General features: G+C 53.1%; 22 protein-coding genes. 13 read left to right on the top strand and 9 right to left on the bottom strand.

The window, feature by feature from the left end; all coding sequences use genetic code 11:
• Positions 1–43 precede the first annotated feature (43 nt).
• Together yjeM and epmA are read right to left on the bottom strand one after the other, a co-directional pair.
• Positions 44–1,528 carry a glutamate/gamma-aminobutyrate family transporter YjeM gene (gene yjeM / locus CHU32_RS18050; RefSeq protein ID WP_103750901.1) on the bottom strand — a complete coding sequence of 495 codons (1,485 nt, stop codon included), beginning with the start codon at positions 1,526–1,528 and terminating at the stop codon, positions 44–46.
• Between the two features lie 158 nt (positions 1,529–1,686).
• Positions 1,687–2,664 carry an elongation factor P--(R)-beta-lysine ligase gene (epmA, locus tag CHU32_RS18045; RefSeq protein WP_103678621.1) on the bottom strand — a complete coding sequence of 326 codons (978 nt, stop codon included), beginning with the start codon at positions 2,662–2,664 and terminating at the stop codon, positions 1,687–1,689.
• Positions 2,665–2,962: 298 nt separating this feature from the next.
• Between epmA and frdA the strand changes: the two genes are divergently transcribed.
• The 5 genes from frdA (at position 2,963) to CHU32_RS18020 (ending at position 6,895) form a co-directional block, all read left to right on the top strand.
• Entirely contained in the window at positions 2,963–4,753 is a 1,791-nt protein-coding gene (frdA, locus tag CHU32_RS18040) for a fumarate reductase (quinol) flavoprotein subunit (RefSeq protein WP_103678622.1), read from the top strand.
• A complete protein-coding gene (locus CHU32_RS18035) occupies positions 4,746–5,480 on the top strand; it encodes a succinate dehydrogenase/fumarate reductase iron-sulfur subunit (protein ID WP_103678623.1) in 735 nt (244 codons plus the stop codon). Before frdA ends, CHU32_RS18035 begins: the two co-directional genes overlap by 8 nt.
• Positions 5,481–5,490: 10 nt before the next feature.
• Entirely contained in the window at positions 5,491–5,886 is a 396-nt protein-coding gene (gene frdC, locus CHU32_RS18030) for a fumarate reductase subunit FrdC (RefSeq protein WP_103678624.1), read from the top strand.
• A gap of 10 nt (positions 5,887–5,896) precedes the next feature.
• On the top strand, positions 5,897–6,256 hold the full coding sequence (gene frdD, locus CHU32_RS18025) for a fumarate reductase subunit FrdD (protein WP_103678625.1): 360 nt from the start codon (positions 5,897–5,899) through the stop codon (positions 6,254–6,256).
• Positions 6,257–6,364: 108 nt separating this feature from the next.
• The gene (locus tag CHU32_RS18020; protein ID WP_103678626.1) at positions 6,365–6,895 is read left to right on the top strand and encodes a lipocalin family protein; all 531 of its coding nucleotides are present in this window, start codon (positions 6,365–6,367) and stop codon (positions 6,893–6,895) included.
• Here the strand turns inward: CHU32_RS18020 and sugE are convergent.
• Entirely contained in the window at positions 6,892–7,209 is a 318-nt protein-coding gene (gene sugE, locus CHU32_RS18015; protein WP_103678627.1) for a quaternary ammonium compound efflux SMR transporter SugE, read from the bottom strand. The genes CHU32_RS18020 and sugE overlap by 4 nt on opposite strands.
• Positions 7,210–7,562: 353 nt before the next feature.
• On the opposite strand from sugE, the gene CHU32_RS18010 reads away from it, so the two are divergent.
• On the top strand, positions 7,563–8,168 hold the full coding sequence (locus CHU32_RS18010; RefSeq protein ID WP_103678628.1) for a helix-turn-helix transcriptional regulator: 606 nt from the start codon (positions 7,563–7,565) through the stop codon (positions 8,166–8,168).
• 48 nt (positions 8,169–8,216) lie between these two features.
• Here the strand turns inward: CHU32_RS18010 and ecnB are convergent, their stop codons facing one another.
• A complete protein-coding gene (gene ecnB / locus CHU32_RS18005) occupies positions 8,217–8,363 on the bottom strand; it encodes a lipoprotein toxin entericidin B (RefSeq protein WP_049839023.1) in 147 nt (48 codons plus the stop codon).
• Positions 8,364–8,588: 225 nt separating this feature from the next.
• Positions 8,589–9,155 (bottom strand): elongation factor P, encoded by a 567-nt coding sequence (gene efp, locus CHU32_RS18000; protein WP_103678629.1) that lies wholly within the window; start codon positions 9,153–9,155, stop codon positions 8,589–8,591.
• A 39-nt stretch (positions 9,156–9,194) separates the two neighbouring features.
• On the opposite strand from efp, the gene epmB reads away from it, so the two are divergent.
• Positions 9,195–10,223, top strand: coding sequence for an EF-P beta-lysylation protein EpmB (epmB, locus tag CHU32_RS17995; RefSeq protein ID WP_103678630.1), 1,029 nt, complete (start codon positions 9,195–9,197; stop codon positions 10,221–10,223).
• Between the two features lie 187 nt (positions 10,224–10,410).
• Positions 10,411–11,274 carry a YjeJ family protein gene (yjeJ, locus tag CHU32_RS17990; RefSeq protein ID WP_103678631.1) on the top strand — a complete coding sequence of 288 codons (864 nt, stop codon included), beginning with the start codon at positions 10,411–10,413 and terminating at the stop codon, positions 11,272–11,274.
• A 44-nt stretch (positions 11,275–11,318) separates the two neighbouring features.
• Here yjeJ and CHU32_RS17985 read toward each other — a convergent pair whose 3' ends face one another.
• The 3 genes from CHU32_RS17985 to CHU32_RS17975 form a co-directional block, all read right to left on the bottom strand.
• Complete coding sequence (locus CHU32_RS17985; protein WP_103678632.1) at positions 11,319–11,672, bottom strand: DUF4156 domain-containing protein; 354 nt, start codon at positions 11,670–11,672, stop codon at positions 11,319–11,321.
• 131 nt (positions 11,673–11,803) lie between these two features.
• On the bottom strand, positions 11,804–13,450 hold the full coding sequence (groL, locus tag CHU32_RS17980; protein ID WP_103678633.1) for a chaperonin GroEL: 1,647 nt from the start codon (positions 13,448–13,450) through the stop codon (positions 11,804–11,806).
• Between the two features lie 42 nt (positions 13,451–13,492).
• Positions 13,493–13,786 carry a co-chaperone GroES gene (locus CHU32_RS17975; RefSeq protein WP_013367964.1) on the bottom strand — a complete coding sequence of 98 codons (294 nt, stop codon included), beginning with the start codon at positions 13,784–13,786 and terminating at the stop codon, positions 13,493–13,495.
• Positions 13,787–14,027: 241 nt separating this feature from the next.
• On the opposite strand from CHU32_RS17975, the gene yjeH reads away from it, so the two are divergent.
• On the top strand, positions 14,028–15,275 hold the full coding sequence (yjeH, locus tag CHU32_RS17970; protein WP_103678634.1) for an L-methionine/branched-chain amino acid transporter: 1,248 nt from the start codon (positions 14,028–14,030) through the stop codon (positions 15,273–15,275).
• Positions 15,276–15,316: 41 nt separating this feature from the next.
• On the opposite strand, the gene CHU32_RS17965 is transcribed toward yjeH, so the two are convergent.
• Positions 15,317–15,778, bottom strand: a complete 462-nt coding sequence (locus CHU32_RS17965; RefSeq protein WP_103678635.1) for an FxsA family protein — start codon at positions 15,776–15,778, stop codon at positions 15,317–15,319.
• A gap of 335 nt (positions 15,779–16,113) precedes the next feature.
• Between CHU32_RS17965 and aspA the strand changes: the two genes are divergently transcribed.
• The 4 genes from aspA to CHU32_RS17940 all read left to right on the top strand — a co-directional run bounded on the left by aspA (position 16,114) and on the right by CHU32_RS17940 (position 21,163).
• On the top strand, positions 16,114–17,550 hold the full coding sequence (gene aspA, locus CHU32_RS17955) for an aspartate ammonia-lyase (RefSeq protein WP_103678637.1): 1,437 nt from the start codon (positions 16,114–16,116) through the stop codon (positions 17,548–17,550).
• 112 nt (positions 17,551–17,662) lie between these two features.
• Positions 17,663–18,964, top strand: coding sequence for an anaerobic C4-dicarboxylate transporter (locus CHU32_RS17950; RefSeq protein WP_103678638.1), 1,302 nt, complete (start codon positions 17,663–17,665; stop codon positions 18,962–18,964).
• Positions 18,965–19,058: 94 nt separating this feature from the next.
• Complete coding sequence (gene cutA, locus CHU32_RS17945; RefSeq protein ID WP_103678639.1) at positions 19,059–19,382, top strand: divalent cation tolerance protein CutA; 324 nt, start codon at positions 19,059–19,061, stop codon at positions 19,380–19,382.
• Complete coding sequence (locus CHU32_RS17940; protein WP_103750900.1) at positions 19,358–21,163, top strand: protein-disulfide reductase DsbD; 1,806 nt, start codon at positions 19,358–19,360, stop codon at positions 21,161–21,163. Before cutA ends, CHU32_RS17940 begins: the two co-directional genes overlap by 25 nt.
• The last annotated feature ends 23 nt before the right edge of the window (positions 21,164–21,186 follow it).

The raw sequence follows: 21,186 nt of genomic DNA, 5'->3' as shown, positions 1-21,186 counted from the left end.
TTTTCACGCCTCCCTTCAGGGAAAGGCAACTATCCGCGCCCGGTCACAAGCGACTTGTACGACAACGGTAGATCTCATAAATCACCATCGCCAGCAGCGAGAAGAAAATCGGTCCGCCGACCATCCATAGTGTACTGCTCCAGTCCTGAGACTCAATAACCGGATCAATGACCGTAAAAATATTGGCGAAAGAAACGATCAGCACCACGATTGCCGTTGCCAGAAGCGTGCTAAAACGACTTTTAAAAATCACAAACGGGCGGTCCAGCCCCTGACGAGCCTTGAAGAAAGGAAACGCCAGCGCGAGGAACAGATACGGCAGCGTCATGGAGACGTTCGCCATCAGCGTAAGCTTGTTATAAAACGCTGAGGCGGTGTCGCCGCCGAAAGAAACCAGCAGGATAAACAGGCTTACCAGCACGCATTGCATCCACATTGCGGTTGCAGGCATGCCATGTGGATTGAGCCGCGTCATCGGCGCGGGCCACAGCGCTTTAGGTGTGCCCTGAATAATCGCTTTCAGCGGCGAATAGCTCAGCGTGAAAAACGCGCCGGTATAGGCCAGGAACATCGACAAACCGGTAATTCTGGCAAACCAGATGCCCATCACCGCCGCGCTTTCCGGCGTTAAATGCATGGCCTGCCCCAACGTCGTCCCGAGGCTGTTCATCAGCACGTAGGTGATATTGCCGAGGTTAGTCGTTCCAGTGCTCAGCACCTGTTGCCAATTAGTGCTCACGCCCCATAAAAATATGGCCAGCGAGTAGCCAACCGAAATTACGACCGCAGCAAAAACAATGCCTCGGGCAAAGTTCTTTTCTGGCTTTTCTGTTTTATCCACCAGCCCGCCGACCGCCTCGATCCCGCCGAACGCAAAGATGGCAAAGACGACGAAAGAGAGCATGGCCAGCCCCGATTGATAGCCGGGATTTGGCGAGGCCGCAAAATTCACCTCCTGCGCAAAATGCCCGCCGTTTAAACACAGAATGGCGATGCTTGCCAGCAGCAGTACCAGGTTTAAGCACATCACGGCAATGCCGCCCACCGCAGTGATTCGCGCAATTTTATTAATGCCTTTCGATGCCACTGAGGTCACCATCAGCATCCACAGCACCGCCAGTATGCCCACCACCTGGGTGGAACTGAGGCCAGCGAAGGACCACATCTGTGTTCTGTCTGCCCCGAAGAGAAAGGTGGAAAAAGGGACCCAAATTTTGGCAGCGGTACTCACCATCCAGACAACATAGGATGAAAACCACATAAAGGTGCCGATAAACGCATAGCGTGGCCCGACGCTTTTGTTCATCCATGAATAGATGCCACCCTCTTCCTTACGATAGGCCGAGCCCATTTCCGCCATCATCAGAGCAAACGGGATGAAGAAAAACAGCGCGGAAAAGATATAGAACGGCGTGGCACTGTAGCCCATTAATAAGTAGGCTGAAGGACTATTGGCAAAGCCAAAAACGGAAGTAAATATCATCAGAATAAGCCCGATCAGGCTCATTTTTTTTATCTGTTGGGTCATAAAACCATCCATAAGGGAATGTAACGGCGGCGGATGGTAGCAGAAGACCAGATAAACATTGTGACTTAATGGGGCATGTCAGTAAAATGCCCCATGTAAACCAGGAATGGCAGTTTTAAGTACTGGAAAGGTTTATTTCCGGAGTGGATAAAAATAAATCAGGCACGGTCGACACTAAACGCCAGCACCTCAGCAAGACTTTCCGCGCCCAGCGCCAGCATGACTAAACGGTCCACGCCCAGCGCCACGCCAGAACAGTCAGGCAGGCCCGCTTTTAACGCTTCCAGCAAATTAACATCAATTGGCTGCTGCACCAGGCCGCGCGCTGCGCGTTTGCGATTGTCCTGCTCAAAACGCTGTTGCTGTTCACGCGCGTCGGTCAACTCATGGAAGCCGTTCGCCAGCTCAAGCCCTTTAAAATAGACTTCGAAGCGTTCCGCCACGCGGTGATCTTCCGTACTGATCTGCGCCAGTGAGGCCTGGCTTGCCGGGAAATGATACACAAACGCCGGGCGCTCTTTACCAATATGCGGCTCGACGCCCATTGCAAACAGCAGTTGCAACAGGGTATCGCGATCTTCTTCGGTCTCGGCAATATTGCTGAGATCGAGTTTCGCTGCCACCTGACGAAGCTGGGTTTTATCGGCAGAAAGCGGATCGATTTCCAGATGGCGCTGAAACGCCTGCTGATAGGAGAGCGTTTCCGCCGCCGGGCATTCCAGCACCTGTTGCAGTAAATCATCGACCTCATTCATCAGACGATACATGTCATAGTGCGGACGGTACCACTCCAGCATGGTGAACTCGGGGTTATGGTGGCGTCCCATCTCTTCATTCCGGAAACTACGGCAAAGCTGATAGACCGGACCGCAGCCCGCAGCAAGCAGGCGCTTCATGTGGTATTCCGGGCTGGTCATCAGATACAGATTCATCCCCTGAGAATGGCCGGGGCCGACAAAACGGGTTTCGAACGGAAACAAATGGATGTCCGTGACCGTCGCCTGGCTCATGCAGGGCGTTTCCACCTCCAGTACGCCCCGGTCGGCAAAAAAACGACGGATTTCGGTCATTATTTTCGCACGTTTCAACAGGTTAGGAATGGACGCGCTCGGCTGCCAGGTTGCCGTCTCGCTCATGGTGATGTCTCCGTTTTTTGCTAAGGGCACGAAGTCTACTCGTTCCGCCATCCGGAGACAAATTTTGTACAACACATCGTCCCGCGATCGACACGAATAGTCCATCATGGGCAATCATGAACGCTATATTCATCAGTATTAATGATAAATCATCATAAAGAACCGCAAAAAAATCGAACGCGTCAAATTTCCCTTCTTTCGCCACGGGTATACTCGTTACCTATAAAGGAGCAGTGGATACGTTTTCGCTGCCGCCTGCCGGGCGCGCAGTGAGATAACAATAATCTGGAGGAACGTCGTGCATACTTTTCAAGCCGATATTGCCATTATAGGCGCTGGCGGCGCAGGATTACGTGCTGCTATTGCCGCAGCACAGGCCAGACCTGACGCTAAAATCGCACTGATTTCAAAAGTCTATCCCATGCGTAGCCACACTGTTGCCGCTGAAGGTGGGTCGGCAGCAGTCACACAGGATCATGACAGCTTCGAGTACCATTTCCACGACACCGTTGCTGGTGGTGACTGGCTGTGTGAGCAGGATGTCGTGGACTACTTCGTGCATCACTGCCCTACTGAAATGACCCAGCTTGAGCAGTGGGGCTGCCCGTGGAGCCGTCGGCCTGACGGTAGCGTCAACGTGCGTCGTTTTGGCGGTATGAAAATTGAGCGCACCTGGTTTGCCGCCGATAAAACCGGTTTCCACATGCTGCACACCCTCTTCCAGACCTCCCTGCAATTTCCTCAGATCCAGCGCTTTGACGAGCATTTCGTCCTCGACATTCTGGTCGATGACGGACTGGCGCGTGGACTGGTGGCAATGAACATGATGGAAGGCACGCTGGTGCAAATTCGCGCCGGTGCGGTGGTCATGGCCACTGGCGGCGCGGGCCGGGTTTATCGCTATAACACCAATGGCGGCATCGTAACCGGCGACGGGATGGGTATGGTGCTGAGTCACGGCGTCCCGCTGCGGGATATGGAATTTGTTCAGTATCACCCTACCGGCCTGCCGGGCTCCGGCATTTTAATGACCGAGGGCTGCCGTGGTGAAGGCGGTATCCTGGTCAATAAAGACGGCTATCGTTATCTTCAGGATTACGGTATGGGGCCGGAAACGCCGCTGGGCGAGCCGAAAAACAAATATATGGAGCTGGGACCGCGCGATAAAGTTTCCCAGGCCTTCTGGCACGAATGGCGCAAAGGCAACACTATCGCCACGCCGCGCGGCGATGTGGTCTATCTCGACCTGCGTCATCTCGGCGAGAAGAAAATTCTCGAACGTCTGCCGTTTATCTGCGAGCTGGCAAAAGCTTATGTGGGCGTCGATCCGGTGAAAGATCCGATCCCGGTGCGCCCGACGGCCCACTACACCATGGGCGGCATTGAGACCGACCAAAACTGTGAAACGCGCATTCAGGGGCTGTTCGCCGTCGGTGAATGTTCCTCCGTAGGTCTGCACGGCGCTAACCGTCTTGGCTCTAACTCGCTGGCGGAGCTGGTGGTGTTTGGCAAACTGGCAGGCGAGCAGGCGATGGCGCGCGCAGCGTCAACCAGTGCAGATAATACCGCCGCACTTGATGCACAGGCGGCCGACGTTGAGCAGCGTCTGAAAAATCTGCTTAATCAGCAGGGTACGGAAAACTGGGCGAAAATCCGCGATGAGATGGGCATGTCGATGGAAGAGGGTTGCGGCATTTACCGTACGCCAGAGCTAATGCAGAAAACCGTCGATAAGCTCGCCGAGCTTCAGGAACGCTTCAAACAGGTGCGCATTACCGATACTTCCAGCGTCTTCAATACCGACCTGCTTTATACCATCGAGCTGGGTCATGGGCTGAACGTCGCAGAATGCATGGCGCACTCCGCCCTCGCCCGTAAGGAGTCGCGCGGCGCGCATCAGCGTCTTGATGAAGGTTGCACCGAACGTGACGACGTGAATTTCCTTAAGCATACCCTTGCCTTCCGTGATGCGGACGGCACCACTCGCCTGGAGTATAGCGACGTGAAGATCACCACTCTGCCACCGGCAAAACGTGTGTATGGCGCAGAGTCGGAAGCCGCCGAGAAGAAGGAGACGACGCATGGCTGAGATGCAAACAATGAAAGTCGAGGTGGTGCGCTACAATCCGGAAACGGATACCGCGCCTCATAGCGCATTCTACGAGGTGCCTTTCGATGAGCAGACCTCACTACTTGATGCGCTGGGCTATATTAAAGACAACCTCGCGCCGGATTTGAGCTATCGCTGGTCCTGCCGGATGGCAATCTGCGGCTCCTGCGGCATGATGGTCAATAAAGTCCCCAAACTGGCCTGTAAAACCTTTCTGCGCGACTACACCCACGGTCTGAAAGTGGAAGCGCTGGGTAACTTCCCTGTCGAACGCGATCTGGTAGTCGACATGACCCACTTTATCGAGAGTCTGGAAGCTATCAAGCCGTATATTATTGGCAATGGACGCACACCGGATCAGGGCCCCAACACCCAGACACCAGCACAGATGGCGAAGTATCACCAGTTCTCCGGCTGCATTAACTGCGGTCTGTGCTACGCGGCCTGTCCACAGTTTGGTCTGAACCCGGAATTTATCGGCCCGGCGGCTATCACCCTGGCGCACCGGTATAACGAAGATAGCCGCGACCACGGCAAAAAAGAGCGTATGGCACAGCTTAACGGTCAGAACGGCGTGTGGAGCTGCACGTTTGTCGGCTATTGCTCTGAAGTCTGCCCGAAACATGTCGATCCGGCAGCCGCCATTCAGCAGGGTAAAGTGGAAAGCTCGAAAGACTTTCTTATCGCCACCCTGAAACCACGCTAAGGAGTGCACTATGACGACTAAACGCAAACCGTACGTTCGGCCGATGCCGACGAACTGGTGGAAAAACCTGCCGTTTTATCGCTTCTATATGCTGCGTGAAGGCACGGCGATTATGGCAGTCTGGTTCAGTATTGAGCTGATTTACGGGCTTTTTGCGCTGAAACACGGGCCGGAACCCTGGGCCGGGTTTGTCAGCTTTCTGCAAAACCCGGTGATTATCATCCTCAATCTGATCGCGCTGGCGGCGGCATTGCTTCATACCAAAACCTGGTTTGAACTGGCACCTAAAGCCGCCAATATTATTGTCAAAGATGAAAAACTGGGGCCAGCACCGGTGATTTCCGGGCTGTGGGTCGTGACCGCTATCGTCACCGTCGTTATCTTAGCCGTTGCCCTGTTCTGGTAAGGAGAGCCACATGATCCATCCCAATCCAAAACGTTCTGACGAGCCGGTTTTCTGGGGACTCTTTGGCGCAGGCGGCATGTGGTGCGCTATTGTCGCCCCGGTGATCGTACTGCTGGTTGGCATTATGCTGCCTCTGGGGTTCTATCCAGGTGACGCGCTCGGCTACGATCGCGTGCTGGCCTTTGCCCACAGCCTGATCGGACGCGCCTTTATCTTTTTGATGATTTCGCTGCCGCTATGGTGTGGACTGCACCGCCTCCACCATATGATGCATGACCTGAAAATCCACGTACCTAACGGTAAATGGGTGTTTTACGGGCTGGCTGCCATCCTCACCATCGTGGCGCTGGTAGGCGTGATCTTTATCTAATCTGTACGCCCTCTCATTACACAATGCGGGGGCGATTTTTCTTTTCCGGCACAGCAATTTTTTCTACCAGGTTCTACACTTAGCTAAAAAACCTGCAAGGAAAATACCATGCGTTTGCTGCCTGTTGTCGCCACTGCCGCTGCGGCGTTTTTGCTGGTTGCCTGTAGCTCACCGACGCCCCCTGCCGGTGTCACCGTTATTAATAATTTCAATGTTCAGCGCTATCTCGGCACCTGGTATGAAATTGCCCGTTTCGATCATCGTTTTGAGCGAGGGTTAGAGCGCGTCACGGCTACCTATAGTTTGCGTGACGATGGCGGACTACGGGTAATTAACCGCGGCTATAACCCGGATCGTGGAATGTGGCAGCAGTCGATCGGGAAAGCGTATTTTACCGGCGATCCTGGCCGGGCCGCGCTGAAGGTCTCGTTCTTCGGCCCGTTCTACGGCGGGTACAATATTATCGCGCTGGATAAAGAGTACCAGCATGCGCTGGTTTGCGGGCCGGATCGCGATTATCTGTGGATACTCTCCAGAACGCCGACCATTTCTAAAGAAATGAAGCAGCAGATGCTGGATACCGCGACCCGGCAGGGTTTTGCGGTTGAGAAGCTAATCTGGGTCGATCAGCCGCATTAAGGCGTGCTGAGTTTCAGGCCAATAATCCCGGCGACAATCAATAAAAGGCTTACGATACGCGCCGGGTTTGCTGACTCACCAAACAACACAATACCGGTAATCGCCGCGCCAACTGCGCCAATTCCGGTCCAGACTGCATAAGCGGTACCGACCGGTAGTGTTTTCATTGCCCATGCCAGCAATGCAAAACTGAAAAACATAGCGACCAGCGTGATAACGCTCGGTGTCAGGCGGCTAAAACCGTGGGTATATTTCAACCCGATAGCCCAGACAACCTCAAGAAGACCAGCAATAACAAGAATTAACCAGGACATATTGGCTCCAGTACGGGGCCGTCCCCGGTGTAGAAAGCGCTTACGGGTCGTCCCGTAAGGCTGATTGAAGATGCTATTTTAACCTGGTAGTATCAAAACTCAATCAGGCGTTTAAGCGGGATATCTCTGTAGATGCCTGCGTGGCGGACAATTTCCCTCCATTCTGGAATACCATTTCGCCAACGCTTCTTATACCCATTTTATTTAACTTAAGTATTATTTGCGGCGTTATTGTCAGAAATGCGCCTGTTTCGCAGCGTAAATCCCACCTTTATCTTTTTCCGCCTTCATTATGATGACGTCATTGCCATTGCGGTACACATGTGTCTTTCCTCCTTGATTATGAAACGTCTATGTATAAAATCCTGATTATTGACCGCTGTCAGTTTAGCCGTTATGGCCTTGAGAAATGGCTTACAGAGGGACAGACCTTCAGTGCGCCAGTGATGGTCACCAGTCTAAATAGCCTTTTTTTAGCAAAAGAGCATATTGAACACTGGCAACCCAGTCTGGTTATCGCCGATTTGAGCGGTTTTCAGGATGACCCTTCCCAGGCCAATTTCATTGCTTCGCTGTTTACTGCCTGCGGTGAGCGCAGCCAGGTAATTTTGCTCCACTACCGTCCTGCGCGAAACTTTACCCATCATGATGCGGTACTGGTTACTCTCTCCAAAAAAACGCAGTTGCAGCATATTAAGAATATGATTGAGTCTGCATTAAGTTCACGCCCGTGGCTAAACTACACGCATACTATCAGCCCGTTATTAACGCGGCAGGAAGAGAAAGTATTGTCGTTGTGGCTGGAGGGCGTAAGCAATCCACTTATTGCCGGAATGCTCAGTATCAGCGGGAAAACGGTATACACCTATAAGCGCAATATCCGGCTTAAGCTGCGGATGGATAATCGATATTCCCCTTTCTTGTCGTCTGCCGAAAGGATTGTGGGGCGCACGTCATAACGGTACGGCCAGAAAGCCGTACCGTATGGCGATTCTCGCTGAATAACTTTACTGCTGAGCTTTGGTTGCTGCGCCAGAAATTGCGCTACCACCGTCAGAAATATCTTCGCCTACCCCACGGGTGGTGTTACAGGCGGTTAATACTGAAGAAAGCACCAGCACTGAAAAGATCGCAGCAATTGTTTTCTTAAACATAGTTTCTTCCTTTATTCACCAGTGTTATTTGTGTATAGCAACTTAAGCATAGACAAAATCCTGGAAAATGGCGGGCAGGAAACAATTTTTAAGAGTCTTTGAAGGAGCGAAGCGGCAGGGGAAAGAAAAGACGTGGGTAAAAATACTGACGCAACCTGACGCCGCGCCAGAAATTACGCCCACCAGCGCCGAAACGCATCCGGCACGAGCAGGCTTAATACGTGATTATTTTACGCGTGATACGTATTCGCCGGAGCGGGTATCAACTTTGATTACTTCGCCAGTCTGGACAAACAGCGGAACTTTAACCACCGCGCCGGTGGACAGTTTTGCAGGTTTACCACCGGTACCTGCGGTGTCGCCCTTCAGACCTGGATCGGTTTCGATGATTTCCAGTTCAACAAAGTTCGGCGGCGTTACGGAGATAGGCTGGCCGTTCCACAGGGTCACGATGCATTCAGCCTGGTCCAGCAGCCATTTTTCGCTGTCGCCAATCGCTTTGGCGTCAGCAGAAAGCTGTTCAAAAGTTTCGTTATTCATAAAATGCCAGAACTCACCATCGTTATACAGGTAAGTCAGGTTCATATCGATAACGTCAGCGCCTTCAGCGGAATCGGTAGATTTGAAGGTTTTCTCTACGCGAGTGCCGGTCAGCAGGCGGCGCATCTTAACGCGTGCAAACGCCTGACCTTTACCTGGTTTAACGAATTCGCTGGCTTCAACCGCATAAGGTTCGCCGTCCAACATGATTTTAAGACCAGCACGAAAATCGTTGCTATAGTAAGTCGCCATAAGGCCCTCTGAAATTGTAAATGGTAGCTAAGCCACAAAATGGCGCATATTGTAACCCTAAATACCCCGTCCAGAGAAGATTGGTTAACGCAACTTGCCGATGTTATTACCAATCCCGATGAACTCCTGCGTCTTCTGAATATAGACGCAGATGACGCCCTGCATGCAGGAATTGAAGCTAAGCGCCTGTTTGCCCTGCGCGTGCCGCGTAGTTTTGCCGCGCGGATGAAGAAAGGCGACCCACACGATCCCCTGCTGCGTCAGGTAGTTACCTCCCAGCAGGAGTTTATTGTCACCCCCGGCTTCAGCACCGATCCGCTGGATGAACAGCACAGCGTGGTGCCGGGTTTACTGCATAAATACCACAATCGTGCGCTGCTGCTGGTGAAAGGCGGTTGTGCGGTCAATTGCCGCTATTGCTTCCGTCGCCATTTCCCCTACGCGGATAACCAGGGTAACAAGCGCAACTGGCAAACTGCACTCGACTATATTGCCGCGCATCCGGAGCTGGATGAAATCATCTTCTCCGGTGGCGATCCGCTGATGGCGAAGGATCATGAGCTGGACTGGCTGCTCTCAGCGCTTGAAGCAATCCCGCATATTAAGCGCCTGCGTATTCATAGCCGTTTACCCGTCGTGATCCCTGCTCGTGTCACGGACGTCCTGGCCGCGCGCTTTGCCCGTTCATCGCTGCAAATCCTGCTGGTAAACCATATCAATCACGCCAATGAAATCGATGACGAGTTTCGTGCTGCGATGGCGGCCTTGCGTCAGGCTGGCATCACCTTACTTAACCAGAGCGTATTGTTACGTGGCGTAAACGATAATGCAGCAACGCTTGCGGCATTAAGCAATGCGCTGTTTGATGCAGGCGTGATGCCCTACTATTTGCACGTGCTGGATAAAGTGCAGGGTGCAGCCCATTTTCTGGTCAGCGATGATGAAGCACGTACCATTATGCGTGAATTGCTGACGCTGATTTCCGGATATATGGTTCCGAAACTGGCACGGGAGATTGGTGGCGAGCCGAGTAAAACGCCTATCGATCTCCATTTACGACAACAATAACTCCATCTTATTTAATTATATAATGAATATATTCAGGCTGAAGATCCGCTCAGCCTGAGCACAATTGGTCATTGTATTCTCGGCTTATTACTTTAAAATAATCCCGCACAATGCTGTCCTTAAATATACAATTTAATTATTAATAACTTTTAACTATTTTTTATACAAATGGTTAGGGAGAACCGCAATGGCGATAAATATTAAAGGAATGAACACCGGAGTCATTCGCAAGGGTGATACTTTTGTCGCGCTGGCGTTTAAAATTAAACAGCCGCGTAATAAAGAAACCATGCTTTTTTTCCCTGCACTGGTGCTCAGAGACCTGCTTATCGCGCTGGAACATCGGCTCTGGCAACACAGTCAAATGGCAGAAGACCAGCGTATGACGCTGTATAAAGCGCGTGACGCTGCAATTAAAAAAATGCATGCCAGCATTCCAACGCTCACCGTAGAAGAACTGCAACATGCGGATGCCTCGCAACGCGTCGATACACTCGTGTTGAACAACCATGAAGGTGAAAATTTACTTTTTACCCTCACTCTTCACAGCGGCGAAGTACTGGACGTCGAAATTAATGAGCTGCAAATCGCGTTAATTGTGCAGGCTATCATTCAAGCCATCAATAATGCAAAAATGCGCGAACTGTCGCTTCGCCTTTCTTCCCTGCTTGATTTCCTGCCATTATATGATGTGGATTGTCTGGATAATGGCAGTCTGGAATATGATACGTATCAGCAGCCTGAGTGGAAAGTAAGCCTCTTCAATTATTATCTGGCGATGATTTATCAATATACCGATGAACATGGTAAACAACAACAGTGCGGCACGGTGGTGAAAACGCGCACAAAATCAGAAAATAAACATGCTGAAGCCATTTCTCACCGTCTGTTAGCCTACAGCCAGCGGTTGAGTAAACTCAAAAGCAAACCCTGTCAGGTGTTCGTCAGAACGATTGCCGCGGACAATACCCATCCTCTTTCACAAGAGCAATGCATGCGCGCGCTGCATCAGCTACGCATGAGCGTTAAGCAGAAAAAAGTACCTGCCTGATGTCTTAACACGCCCCCACACAGTGGGGGCGTCGTAAAACAGTATCAGTTCGGGCACTTATAAACCTGGCCCTGCATTTCGCTGGCGGTCGGTACAAAGCTCGACAGCATACCCTGCGTTGGGCTGCTCACACCGTAAATGACGTTGCCGCCCATCTGTGCTGCTTCATTACGCAATGCATTTGCCGCACCGCGCATTGACCCACCTTCTTCGCCATGCTGACCAGACAGCCAGTTACTCTGCTTACCCGTCGCAGTGCCGACCAGCTGGCACTCTGCACCCGGTTTATCTTCAACAAAGCGAACGCTCTGCCCACCAGCGGTCAACTCATTGCTGGAGCTACAACCTGCCAGCAGTAACGCTGCACCCACGATCCCTGCTGAGATTTTTACGCGCATGTTATTCCTCGTTTTCAATTAGCGGGACAAATGTGTCCGTGTGTAAACCTTATACTAAAAAGATGACCAAAAGAAAAACCCCCGGACATTTCTGCCCGGGGGTTTATTCATTTCTGCGAGGTGCAGGGCAATTACATCATGCCGCCCATTCCACCCATGCCGCCCATGCCGCCAGCGCCACCTAAGTCAGGTGCGTCAGCTTTCGGCAGGTCGGTGACCATGCACTCAGTGGTGATCATCAGGCCCGCCACAGATGCCGCGTACTGCAGAGCAGAACGGGTGACTTTGGTCGGGTCCAGGATACCCATGTCGATCATGTTGCCGTATTCTTCGGTTGCCGCATTGTAACCGTAGTTGCCGTCACCCGCTTTCACGGTGTTAGCGACAACAGACGGCTCTTCGCCGCAGTTCAGCACGATCTGACGCAGCGGGGATTCCATTGCGCGCAGCGCAACTTTGATACCCACGTTCTGGTCTTCGTTCTGGCCACGCAGCTCGCCCAGTTTTGAGGCAACGCGGATCAGCGCTACGCCACCGCCAGCAACCACGCCTTCTTCAACCGCAGCACGGGTTGCGTGCAGGGCATCTTCAACGCGGGCTTTCTTCTCTTTCATTTCAACTTCGGTAGCCGCACCGACTTTGATAACCGCAACACCACCTGCCAGTTTCGCTACGCGCTCCTGCAGTTTTTCACGATCATAGTCAGAGGTGGCTTCTTCGATCTGCTGACGGATCTGAGTTACGCGACCCTGGATAGCAGATTCTTCACCCACGCCATCGATGATGGTGGTGGTGTCTTTATTGATCACAACACGTTTCGCCTGGCCCAGGTCTTCCAGAGTGGATTTTTCCAGCTCCATACCGATCTCTTCAGAGATAACAGTACCACCGGTCAGGGTTGCGATATCCTGCAGCATCGCTTTACGACGATCGCCGAAGCCAGGTGCTTTAACCGCAGCCACTTTCACGATGCCACGCATGGTGTTAACCACCAGCGTTGCCAGCGCTTCGCCTTCAACATCTTCAGCGATAATCAGCAGCGGTTTGCCTGCTTTTGCAACGGCTTCCAGCACCGGCAGCATTTCACGGATGTTGGAGATTTTCTTGTCAGCCAGCAGGATGAATGGGCTTTCCAGTTCTACTGCGCCCGTTTCCGGCTTGTTGATGAAGTAAGGAGACAGGTAGCCACGGTCGAACTGCATACCTTCAACCACGTCCAGCTCGTCCTGCAGACCGGTACCGTCTTCAACGGTGATCACGCCTTCTTTACCGACTTTGTCCATCGCTTCAGCGATCAGTTTACCTACAGTTTCGTCGGAGTTAGCGGAGATGGTACCCACCTGCGCAATTGCTTTAGAGTCGGAGCATGGTACAGAGAGGGTTTTCAGTTCTTCAACCGCAGCAGCGACAGCTTTGTCGATACCACGTTTCAGGTCCATCGGGTTCATGCCCGCAGCAACGGCTTTCAGACCTTCAGTGATGATGGACTGCGCCAGAACGGTTGCGGTGGTGGTACCGTCGCCTGCAGCGTCGTTCGCTTTAGAGGCAACTTCTTTCACCATCTGCGCACCCATGTTTTCGAACTTGTCTTCCAGCTCGATTTCACGCGCTACGGAAACACCATCTTTAGTGATGGTCGGTGCACCGAAAGATTTATCCAGAACTACGTTACGGCCTTTTGGACCGAGGGTAACTTTCACTGCATCTGCCAGTACGTTTACGCCGCGCAGCATTTTCACACGAGCGTCGTTACCGAATTTTACGTCTTTAGCTGCCATTTTCTCTTTCCCTTAAATTCGTAGGTTCAGTTCGTTCGCGGATTACGCTTCAACAATTGCCAGGATGTCGCTTTCGGACATGATCAACACTTCTTCATTGTCGATCTTCTCGGATTTCACGCCGTAGCCATCGTTGAAAATCACGATGTCGCCCACTTTAACGTCCAGCGGCTGCACGGTACCGTTTTCCAGAATGCGGCCTTTACCAACAGCGATGATTTCGCCACGAGTGGATTTGCCTGCTGCAGAACCGGTCAGAACAATGCCGCCAGCCGATTTGGATTCAACTTCTTTACGTTTGACGATCACACGATCATGTAGCGGACGAATACTCATTGATAGCTCTCCTTTGAGAAAGTCTTTATCAGTTATGGATGACGCCAAAGAGCCACTGGCTTCTTTGACTGGTGCCTGAGAGATGGGGGTCGATTTTTGCCCCTTCAAGGGGGAAGATGAAAAAAATTTATCTCTTTTTCCGTAACCGCTTAAAAATAAACCCACCGTGGTGCGGCTGGGGCGCTCTGGACGGAGTGTGTTACCATCAATTACGCGTAAATCGTTAATTGAGAACAGGTTGATGGCGGGATTAAAACAGGAGCTGGGACTGGCTCAGGGCGTAGGCTTACTTTCTACTTCTCTGCTGGGAACCGGTGTTTTTGCCGTTCCGGCGCTGGCAGCACTGGTTGCAGAGAATAATAGTTTATGGGCCTGGCCCGTGCTGATAGTGCTGGTCTTTCCGGTTGCAATCGTCTTCGCCATTCTGGGACGTCACTTCCCCAGCGCAGGTGGCGTGGCACATTTCGTCGGTATGGCGTTTGGTCCCAGGCTGGAACGCGTTACGGGCTGGCTGTTTTTGTCAGTCATTCCGGTCGGTCTCCCCGCTGCGTTGCATATCGCTGCCGGATTCTGGCAGGCGATGTTTGGCTGGTACGGCTGGCAATTACTGGTTGCGGAACTGATTACCCTCGCGCTCATCTGGTTCGTAGGTACGCGCGGCGCAGGCTCCAGCGCTAATTTGCAAAGCCTTGTAGCCCTGCTGATTGTCGCTCTGATAGTCGCGATCTGGTGGTCTGGCGATATAGCACCATCGCAGATCCCCTTCCCTGCCCCTCAGGATATTCAGCCGTCGGCGCTATTTGCCGCCCTGGCCGTGATGTTCTGGTGTTTTGTCGGCCTGGAAGCTTTTGCCCATCTTGCTTCAGAATTCAAACATCCGGAACGGGATTTTCCCCGTGCACTGATGATAGGACTCCTGCTGGCCGGTTCCGTTTACTGGGCCTGTACCGTACTGGTCCTGCACTTTAACGCCTACGGCGACGATCGCGCCGCTGCCGCCTCGCTGCCCGCTATCGTTGTGCAGCTTTTTGGCGTCCAGGCACAGTGGGTGGCCTGTATTATTGGTTATCTGGCCTGCTTCGCCAGCCTCAATATCTATATTCAGAGCTTCGCCAGACTGGTGTGGTCGCAGGCGCAGTATAAACCGCAGAGCCCGCTCGCACGTTTGTCCAAAAAGCAGTTGCCGATTAATGCGCTTAATGCCGTGCTGGGCTGTTGTGTCATCTGTACTATCGTGATTTACGGGCTGGCGATTAATCTCGACGCGCTTATCGTCTATGCCAACGGCATATTCATCATCATTTATTTGCTGTGTATGTTGGCAGGATGCCGGTTACTGAAAGGACGTTATCGGATGCTGGCGGTGATTGGCAGTGTGCTTTGTCTGCTGCTGCTGGCGATGGTCGGATGGAAAAGCCTTTATGCCGTCATTATGCTGGCGGCGCTGTGGCTGTTTTTACCAAAGCGGGCCATCGTGAAGTCAGCATAATCGCTGAACGGGCCTGTAAAATGCAGGCCCGCTTTTTGCGTTTACCGATCGTCTTTATGCTCAATCCGATCGCGCTCGTCGTCTTTACGCTGATATTCCCCATCAAACGTGTTTCCCGCGCCGGTTCCGGCGCTAAAACCGCCCCGGGAAAAGCGCAGGTGCGGCATCAGTTTTAACGTCAGGTGCTTTTGCACGGGCGGTAACAGCAACAGCAGCCCCAGCAGGTCGGTGAAGAAGCCCGGCAGCACCAGCAGCAGCCCGGCAATGATCAGCGAAACGCTTTTGATCATCTCGTTGGCCGGGCTTTCTCCCGCCGCCATCTTCTGCTGCATCAACAGGAAGTTTTTGAACCCCTGATTACGCACCAGCGACATGCCGATGAAAGAGGTGAAAATGACCAGCAGCAGGGTCAACAGCACGCCCAATTCATGAGCGACCTGAATGAAAATCGAAATCTCGATATAAACATAAAGAAAAACAGCAAGTAACGGTATCCAGCGCACTGGCTTCTCCTGTGGTGGGCAGCGGCCTGACGGCCCCGGCCAAATGGGTTTGCGAAACGCATTCTTATGAGATGGAGGCAAATAGCCAAAGTTCAACCGGACTGCTCAGCTATTTTCTGATGGGCTGCCATGAAGTGACACATTTCACACATCAATAATTATCTTGCGATCCCGCACTTAATAAGTGATCCAGATTACTGCAATTCGCTATCATCAGCATATGATCGTGGGCACCAGGCCGATTCAGGAGATAATCGTCGGTCAGAAAATACGCATACCCACATAAATACTGCGTGTTTGGTGTAATCATTGGCAGCTTGAAAGAGAAGGTTTACATGTTAAACAACATTCGTATCGAAGAAGACCTGTTGGGCACCAGGGAAGTACCAGCGGATGCCTACTATGGCGTTCACACTCTGAGAGCGATTGAAAACTTCTACATCAGTAACAGCAAAATCAGCGATATCCCTGAATTTGTGCGCGGTATGGTGATGGTGAAGAAGGCAGCGGCTCTGGCGAACAAAGAGCTACAGACCATCCCGAAAAATGTGGCAAATGCCATCATCGCCGCCTGTGATGAAGTTCTAAACAATGGCAAATGTATGGATCAGTTCCCGGTGGACGTCTATCAGGGCGGCGCGGGCACGTCCGTCAATATGAATACTAACGAGGTGCTGGCAAACATTGGCCTGGAGCTGATGGGCCACCAAAAAGGTGAGTACCAGTTCCTCAACCCTAACGACCACGTTAATAAATGCCAGTCCACCAACGACGCCTACCCGACCGGTTTTCGCATCGCGGTGTACGCCTCTATTGTGAAACTGATCGACGCGATTCATCAGCTTGGTGAAGGCTTTGAGAAGAAAGCGGTTGAGTTCCAGGACGTGCTGAAAATGGGCCGTACTCAGCTTCAGGACGCCGTGCCGATGACCCTCGGCCAGGAATTCCATGCCTTTAATGTGCTGCTGAACGAAGAGACGAAAAATCTGCTGCGCACCGCTGAACTGCTGCTGGAAGTAAACCTTGGTGCAACGGCAATTGGTACGCGCCTGAATACCCCGGACGGCTATCAGCCGCTGGCGGTACAAAAACTGGCTGAAGTCAGCAACCTGCCGGTGGTACCTGCCGAAGACCTGATCGAAGCCACCTCCGACTGCGGCGCTTATGTGATGGTGCACAGCTCGCTGAAACGCCTGGCCGTGAAGATGTCGAAAATCTGTAACGACCTGCGTCTGCTCTCCTCCGGTCCGCGTGCCGGGCTGAACGAAATTAACCTGCCGGAGTTGCAGGCCGGCTCGTCAATCATGCCAGCTAAGGTAAACCCGGTGGTGCCGGAAGTGGTGAACCAGGTATGCTTTAAAGTGATCGGCAACGATACCACCGTCACCATGGCCTCAGAAGCGGGCCAGCTCCAGCTGAACGTGATGGAGCCGGTGATTGGCCAGGCAATGTTTGAGTCGATTCATATCCTGACTAACGCCTGCTACAACCTGCTGGAAAAATGCATCAACGGCATTACGGCGAACAAAGCTGTCTGCGAAAGCTATGTCTACAACTCTATCGGGATTGTGACCTATCTTAACCCGTACATCGGCCACCATAACGGTGACATTGTCGGCAAGATCTGTGCTGAAACGGGCAAGAGCGTGCGCGAAGTCGTGCTGGAGCGCGGGTTGCTGACCGAAGCTGAACTGGACGATATTTTCTCGGCGCAGAACCTGATGCACCCGGCCTATAAAGCGAAACGTTATACCGATGAAAGCGAACAGTAACGGATTTGACTAAAAATGAAGGCACGTCAGCGATGACGTGCCTTTTTTGTTGCTTGCATTTACCTAATTACAACAATTTAATATCAATTCATTAAAAATAGAGAAGGCATATATGTTTGGTGCAGAACTCGTTATTGTCCTGCTGGCAATTTACCTCGGTGCGCGTCTCGGCGGCATCGGCATTGGTTTTGCTGGCGGGCTGGGCGTCCTCGTCCTGACCCTTTTTTTTCAAATCACCCCCGGCGCGATTCCGTTTGATGTCATTGAAATCATTATGGCGGTGATTGCGGCGATCGCCGCAATGCAGGTCGCCGGCGGGATGGATTTCCTGGTCAGCCTGGCAGAACGTATGCTGCGGCGGCACCCGAAATACATCACCTTTCTCGCGCCGCTGGTCACATGGTTTATGACCATTCTGGCGGGGACCGGGCATACGGCCTTCTCTACGCTGCCGGTGATCACTGAAGTGGCAAAAGAGCAGGGTATCCGCCCTTCGCGTCCGCTGTCTATCGCCGTGGTGGCTTCGCAGATCGCCATTACCGCATCGCCGATTTCGGCGGCGGTGGTTTTCTTTGCCGGTATTCTTGAGCCGCTGGGCGTCAGCTACCTGACCCTGCTGGCAATCTGTATTCCGGTGACGTTGATTGCCGTCATGCTGACCGCCATCGTCTGTAACTTCCTTGGTGCCGAGCTAAAAGACGATCCGGTGTATCAGGAGCGGCTGGCAAAAGGCGAAATCAAACTGCGCGGCAGCCAGGTATTCAAACTCAAACCGCACGCCAAACGGTCCGTAATGCTGTTTTTGATTGGTATTGTTGCAGTGATGCTGTATGCCACCGCCATCAGCCCGACGGTGGGGCTGATTGCCAACCCGATCCTGCCGCGTAACGAAGCGATCGTGGTGTTTATGTTGACCATCGCAACGCTGATTTGCCTGACCTGTAAAGTGGATACCGGCGAAATCCTCAATGCCGGGACGTTTAAATCCGGCATGAGCGCCTGTATCTGTGTGCTCGGCGTGGCCTGGCTGGGCGACACCTTTGTTAAGCATCATATTACTGATATTCAGGCGGTAGCGGGCGATCTGCTGAACAGCTATCCGTGGCTGCTGGCGGTGGTGCTGTTTTTTGCCGCCACCCTGTTGTACTCCCAGGCGGCGACCACCAAAGCCCTGATGCCTGCCGCACTGCTGCTCGGCGTCACTCCGTTGACGGCTATCGCCTCGTTTGCCGCGGTCTCCGCACTGTTTGTACTGCCGACCTACCCGACCTTGCTGGCGGCGGTAGAGATGGACGACACCGGTTCAACGCGGATTGGCAAATACGTGTTTAACCATGCATTCCTTATTCCCGGCGTGATCGCCATTTCGCTGTGCGTGATCCTCGGCTTCCTTATTGGCGGCATTGTGTTGTAAATGTTGTTAAACGCGGGCCACCGGACGGCCCGCGCAGTAAACCCTTTCGCCGCGTCGTGATATAGTGCCTCTTTTCCCTGATACGAGGTTGATGATGACCACGCCCGACGCCGTTGTCGTACTCTGTACCGCCCCGGATGAAGCCACTGCGCAGGATTTAGCGGCTAAAGCCCTCGGCGATAAACTCGCTGCCTGTGTGACAATTCTGCCCGGTGCCACGTCGCTTTATTACTGGGAAGGCAAGCTGGAGCAGGAGTACGAGGTGCAGATGGTATTAAAAACCTCCCCCGCCCATCAACAGGCGCTGCTGGATTGCCTGAAAGCACACCACCCGTATCAGACCCCCGAACTTCTGGTATTACCCGTTCTTCACGGAGACAGTGATTATCTCTCATGGCTCAACGCATCCTTACGCTGATCCTGCTGCTGTGCAGTACGTCAGCTTTTGCCGGTCTTTTTGACGCCCCGGGGCGTTCGAACTTCGTTCCGGCCGATCAGGCATTTGCCTTTGATTTTCAGCAAAATCAGCGCCATCTGACACTTAACTGGCTGGTCAAAGACGGATATTACCTTTATCGTCAGCAGATTAAGGTAACGGCCTCACAGGCCGACATCGCGCCGCTACAGCTTCCCACAGGCGAAAGCCATGAAGATGAGTTTTTTGGCAAAAGCGAGATTTATCGCCAGCAACTTTCGGTACCCGTAACCGTCCAGTCTGCCGGGAAAGGCGCAACGCTGACGGTAACCTACCAGGGCTGCGCGGCCGCCGGGTTCTGCTATCCACCGGAGACCAAAGTGGTACCGGTGAGTGAAGTGCGCCCGGTGTCCCAGGAGAGGACGCTACCCCTGGCCTCGTCACCTGACGCCAGCGCTAACCACGGGGAGAAGGCTGAGGTGAGGGCAAACCACGACGCCGGTGCCAGCATCTCCCTCTCCCCCGGGGAGAGGGCCGGGGTGAGGGCAAACCACGACACTGGTGCCCATACTGAGTTGCCCTTCACTGCCCTGTGGGCGTTATTGATCGGCATTGGTATCGCCTTCACTCCCTGCGTTCTACCGATGTACCCGCTGATCTCCGGCATTGTCCTCGGCGGCCAGCAACGGCTATCCACCTCCCGAGCGCTGCTGCTGGCCTTTATCTACGTCCAGGGCATGGCGCTCACGTATACCGCGCTCGGCCTTGTCGTCGCCGCTGCCGGTCTGCAATTTCAGGCCGCGCTCCAGCATCCGTATGTCCTGATCGGCCTGTCGATTGTGTTTACCCTGCTCGCGCTCTCTATGTTTGGCCTGTTTACCCTGCAACTGCCCTCTTCACTCCAGACGCGCCTGACGTTGATAAGTAATCGTCAACAAGGAGGCTCCCCCGGTGGTGTATTTGCGATGGGCGCGATTGCCGGTCTGATTTGCTCCCCCTGCACCACTGCGCCGCTCAGTGCCATTCTGCTCTACATCGCCCAGAGCGGGAACCTGTGGCTCGGCGGTGGCACGCTATATTTGTACGCGCTGGGGATGGGCCTGCCGCTAATTCTGGTGACCGTCTTCGGCAACCGCCTGTTGCCGAAAAGTGGCCCGTGGATGGAGCAGGTTAAAACCGCGTTTGGCTTTATTATTCTCGCGCTGCCGGTGTTCCTGCTGGAGCGGATCGTCGGCGATGTCTGGGGATTACGCCTGTGGGCGCTGCTCGGCATCGCCTTCTTTGGCTGGGCCTTTATCACCAGCCTGAAGGCGCAACGGGCGTGGATGCGTGCCGTGCAGATTGTCCTGCTGGGCGCGGCGCTAATTTGTGCCCGCCCTCTTCAGGACTGGGCCTTCGGCGCGCCTGGCGCATCAGAACAGTCGCCACTGAACTTTACCCGGATTACCAACGTGGATGAACTGGATCGGGCGCTGGGACAGGCGCAAGGTAAACCGGTGATGCTCGATCTCTACGCCGACTGGTGTGTCGCCTGTAAAGAGTTTGAAAAATATACCTTCAGCGATCCACAGGTCCGCCTGTTATTAGCAAAAAGTGTGCTATTACAAGCCAACGTCACCGCTAACAGCGCCGACGATATCGCTCTGTTAAAGCGCCTTAACGTACTGGGATTACCGACAATTTTGTTTTTTGACGCCGAAGGCACCGAGCACCCGGAAACCCGAATAACCGGTTTTATGGACGCCCCAGCCTTTCATACCCATTTGCAGAATCTGCCCCGGTAAACGACACTTCAGGGGATAAAATG

Origin of the sequence: Superficieibacter electus, from assembly GCF_002915575.1 — a bacterium.
Lineage (GTDB): Bacteria > Pseudomonadota > Gammaproteobacteria > Enterobacterales > Enterobacteriaceae > Superficieibacter > Superficieibacter electus.
Note: the sequence above shows the minus strand (reverse complement) of the source record. Positions and strands in the feature narration are given on the sequence as shown.

Excerpts from the sequence above, each read along its gene's own strand:
- yjeM (WP_103750901.1), bottom strand. The coding sequence starts at position 1,528 with ATGACCCAACAGATAAAAAAAATGAGCCTGATCGGGCTTATTCTGATG.
- epmA (WP_103678621.1), bottom strand. The coding sequence starts at position 2,664 with ATGAGCGAGACGGCAACCTGGCAGCCGAGCGCGTCCATTCCTAACCTG.
- CHU32_RS18035 (WP_103678623.1), top strand. The coding sequence starts at position 4,746 with ATGGCTGAGATGCAAACAATGAAAGTCGAGGTGGTGCGCTACAATCCG.
- frdC (WP_103678624.1), top strand. The coding sequence starts at position 5,491 with ATGACGACTAAACGCAAACCGTACGTTCGGCCGATGCCGACGAACTGG.
- frdD (WP_103678625.1), top strand. The coding sequence starts at position 5,897 with ATGATCCATCCCAATCCAAAACGTTCTGACGAGCCGGTTTTCTGGGGA.
- CHU32_RS18020 (WP_103678626.1), top strand. The coding sequence starts at position 6,365 with ATGCGTTTGCTGCCTGTTGTCGCCACTGCCGCTGCGGCGTTTTTGCTG.
- sugE (WP_103678627.1), bottom strand. The coding sequence starts at position 7,209 with ATGTCCTGGTTAATTCTTGTTATTGCTGGTCTTCTTGAGGTTGTCTGG.
- CHU32_RS18010 (WP_103678628.1), top strand. The coding sequence starts at position 7,563 with ATGTATAAAATCCTGATTATTGACCGCTGTCAGTTTAGCCGTTATGGC.
- ecnB (WP_049839023.1), bottom strand. The coding sequence starts at position 8,363 with ATGTTTAAGAAAACAATTGCTGCGATCTTTTCAGTGCTGGTGCTTTCT.
- efp (WP_103678629.1), bottom strand. The coding sequence starts at position 9,155 with ATGGCGACTTACTATAGCAACGATTTTCGTGCTGGTCTTAAAATCATG.
- epmB (WP_103678630.1), top strand. The coding sequence starts at position 9,195 with ATGGCGCATATTGTAACCCTAAATACCCCGTCCAGAGAAGATTGGTTA.
- yjeJ (WP_103678631.1), top strand. The coding sequence starts at position 10,411 with ATGGCGATAAATATTAAAGGAATGAACACCGGAGTCATTCGCAAGGGT.
- CHU32_RS17985 (WP_103678632.1), bottom strand. The coding sequence starts at position 11,672 with ATGCGCGTAAAAATCTCAGCAGGGATCGTGGGTGCAGCGTTACTGCTG.
- groL (WP_103678633.1), bottom strand. The coding sequence starts at position 13,450 with ATGGCAGCTAAAGACGTAAAATTCGGTAACGACGCTCGTGTGAAAATG.
- CHU32_RS17975 (WP_013367964.1), bottom strand. The coding sequence starts at position 13,786 with ATGAGTATTCGTCCGCTACATGATCGTGTGATCGTCAAACGTAAAGAA.
- yjeH (WP_103678634.1), top strand. The coding sequence starts at position 14,028 with ATGGCGGGATTAAAACAGGAGCTGGGACTGGCTCAGGGCGTAGGCTTA.
- aspA (WP_103678637.1), top strand. The coding sequence starts at position 16,114 with ATGTTAAACAACATTCGTATCGAAGAAGACCTGTTGGGCACCAGGGAA.
- CHU32_RS17950 (WP_103678638.1), top strand. The coding sequence starts at position 17,663 with ATGTTTGGTGCAGAACTCGTTATTGTCCTGCTGGCAATTTACCTCGGT.
- cutA (WP_103678639.1), top strand. The coding sequence starts at position 19,059 with ATGACCACGCCCGACGCCGTTGTCGTACTCTGTACCGCCCCGGATGAA.
- CHU32_RS17940 (WP_103750900.1), top strand. The coding sequence starts at position 19,358 with ATGGCTCAACGCATCCTTACGCTGATCCTGCTGCTGTGCAGTACGTCA.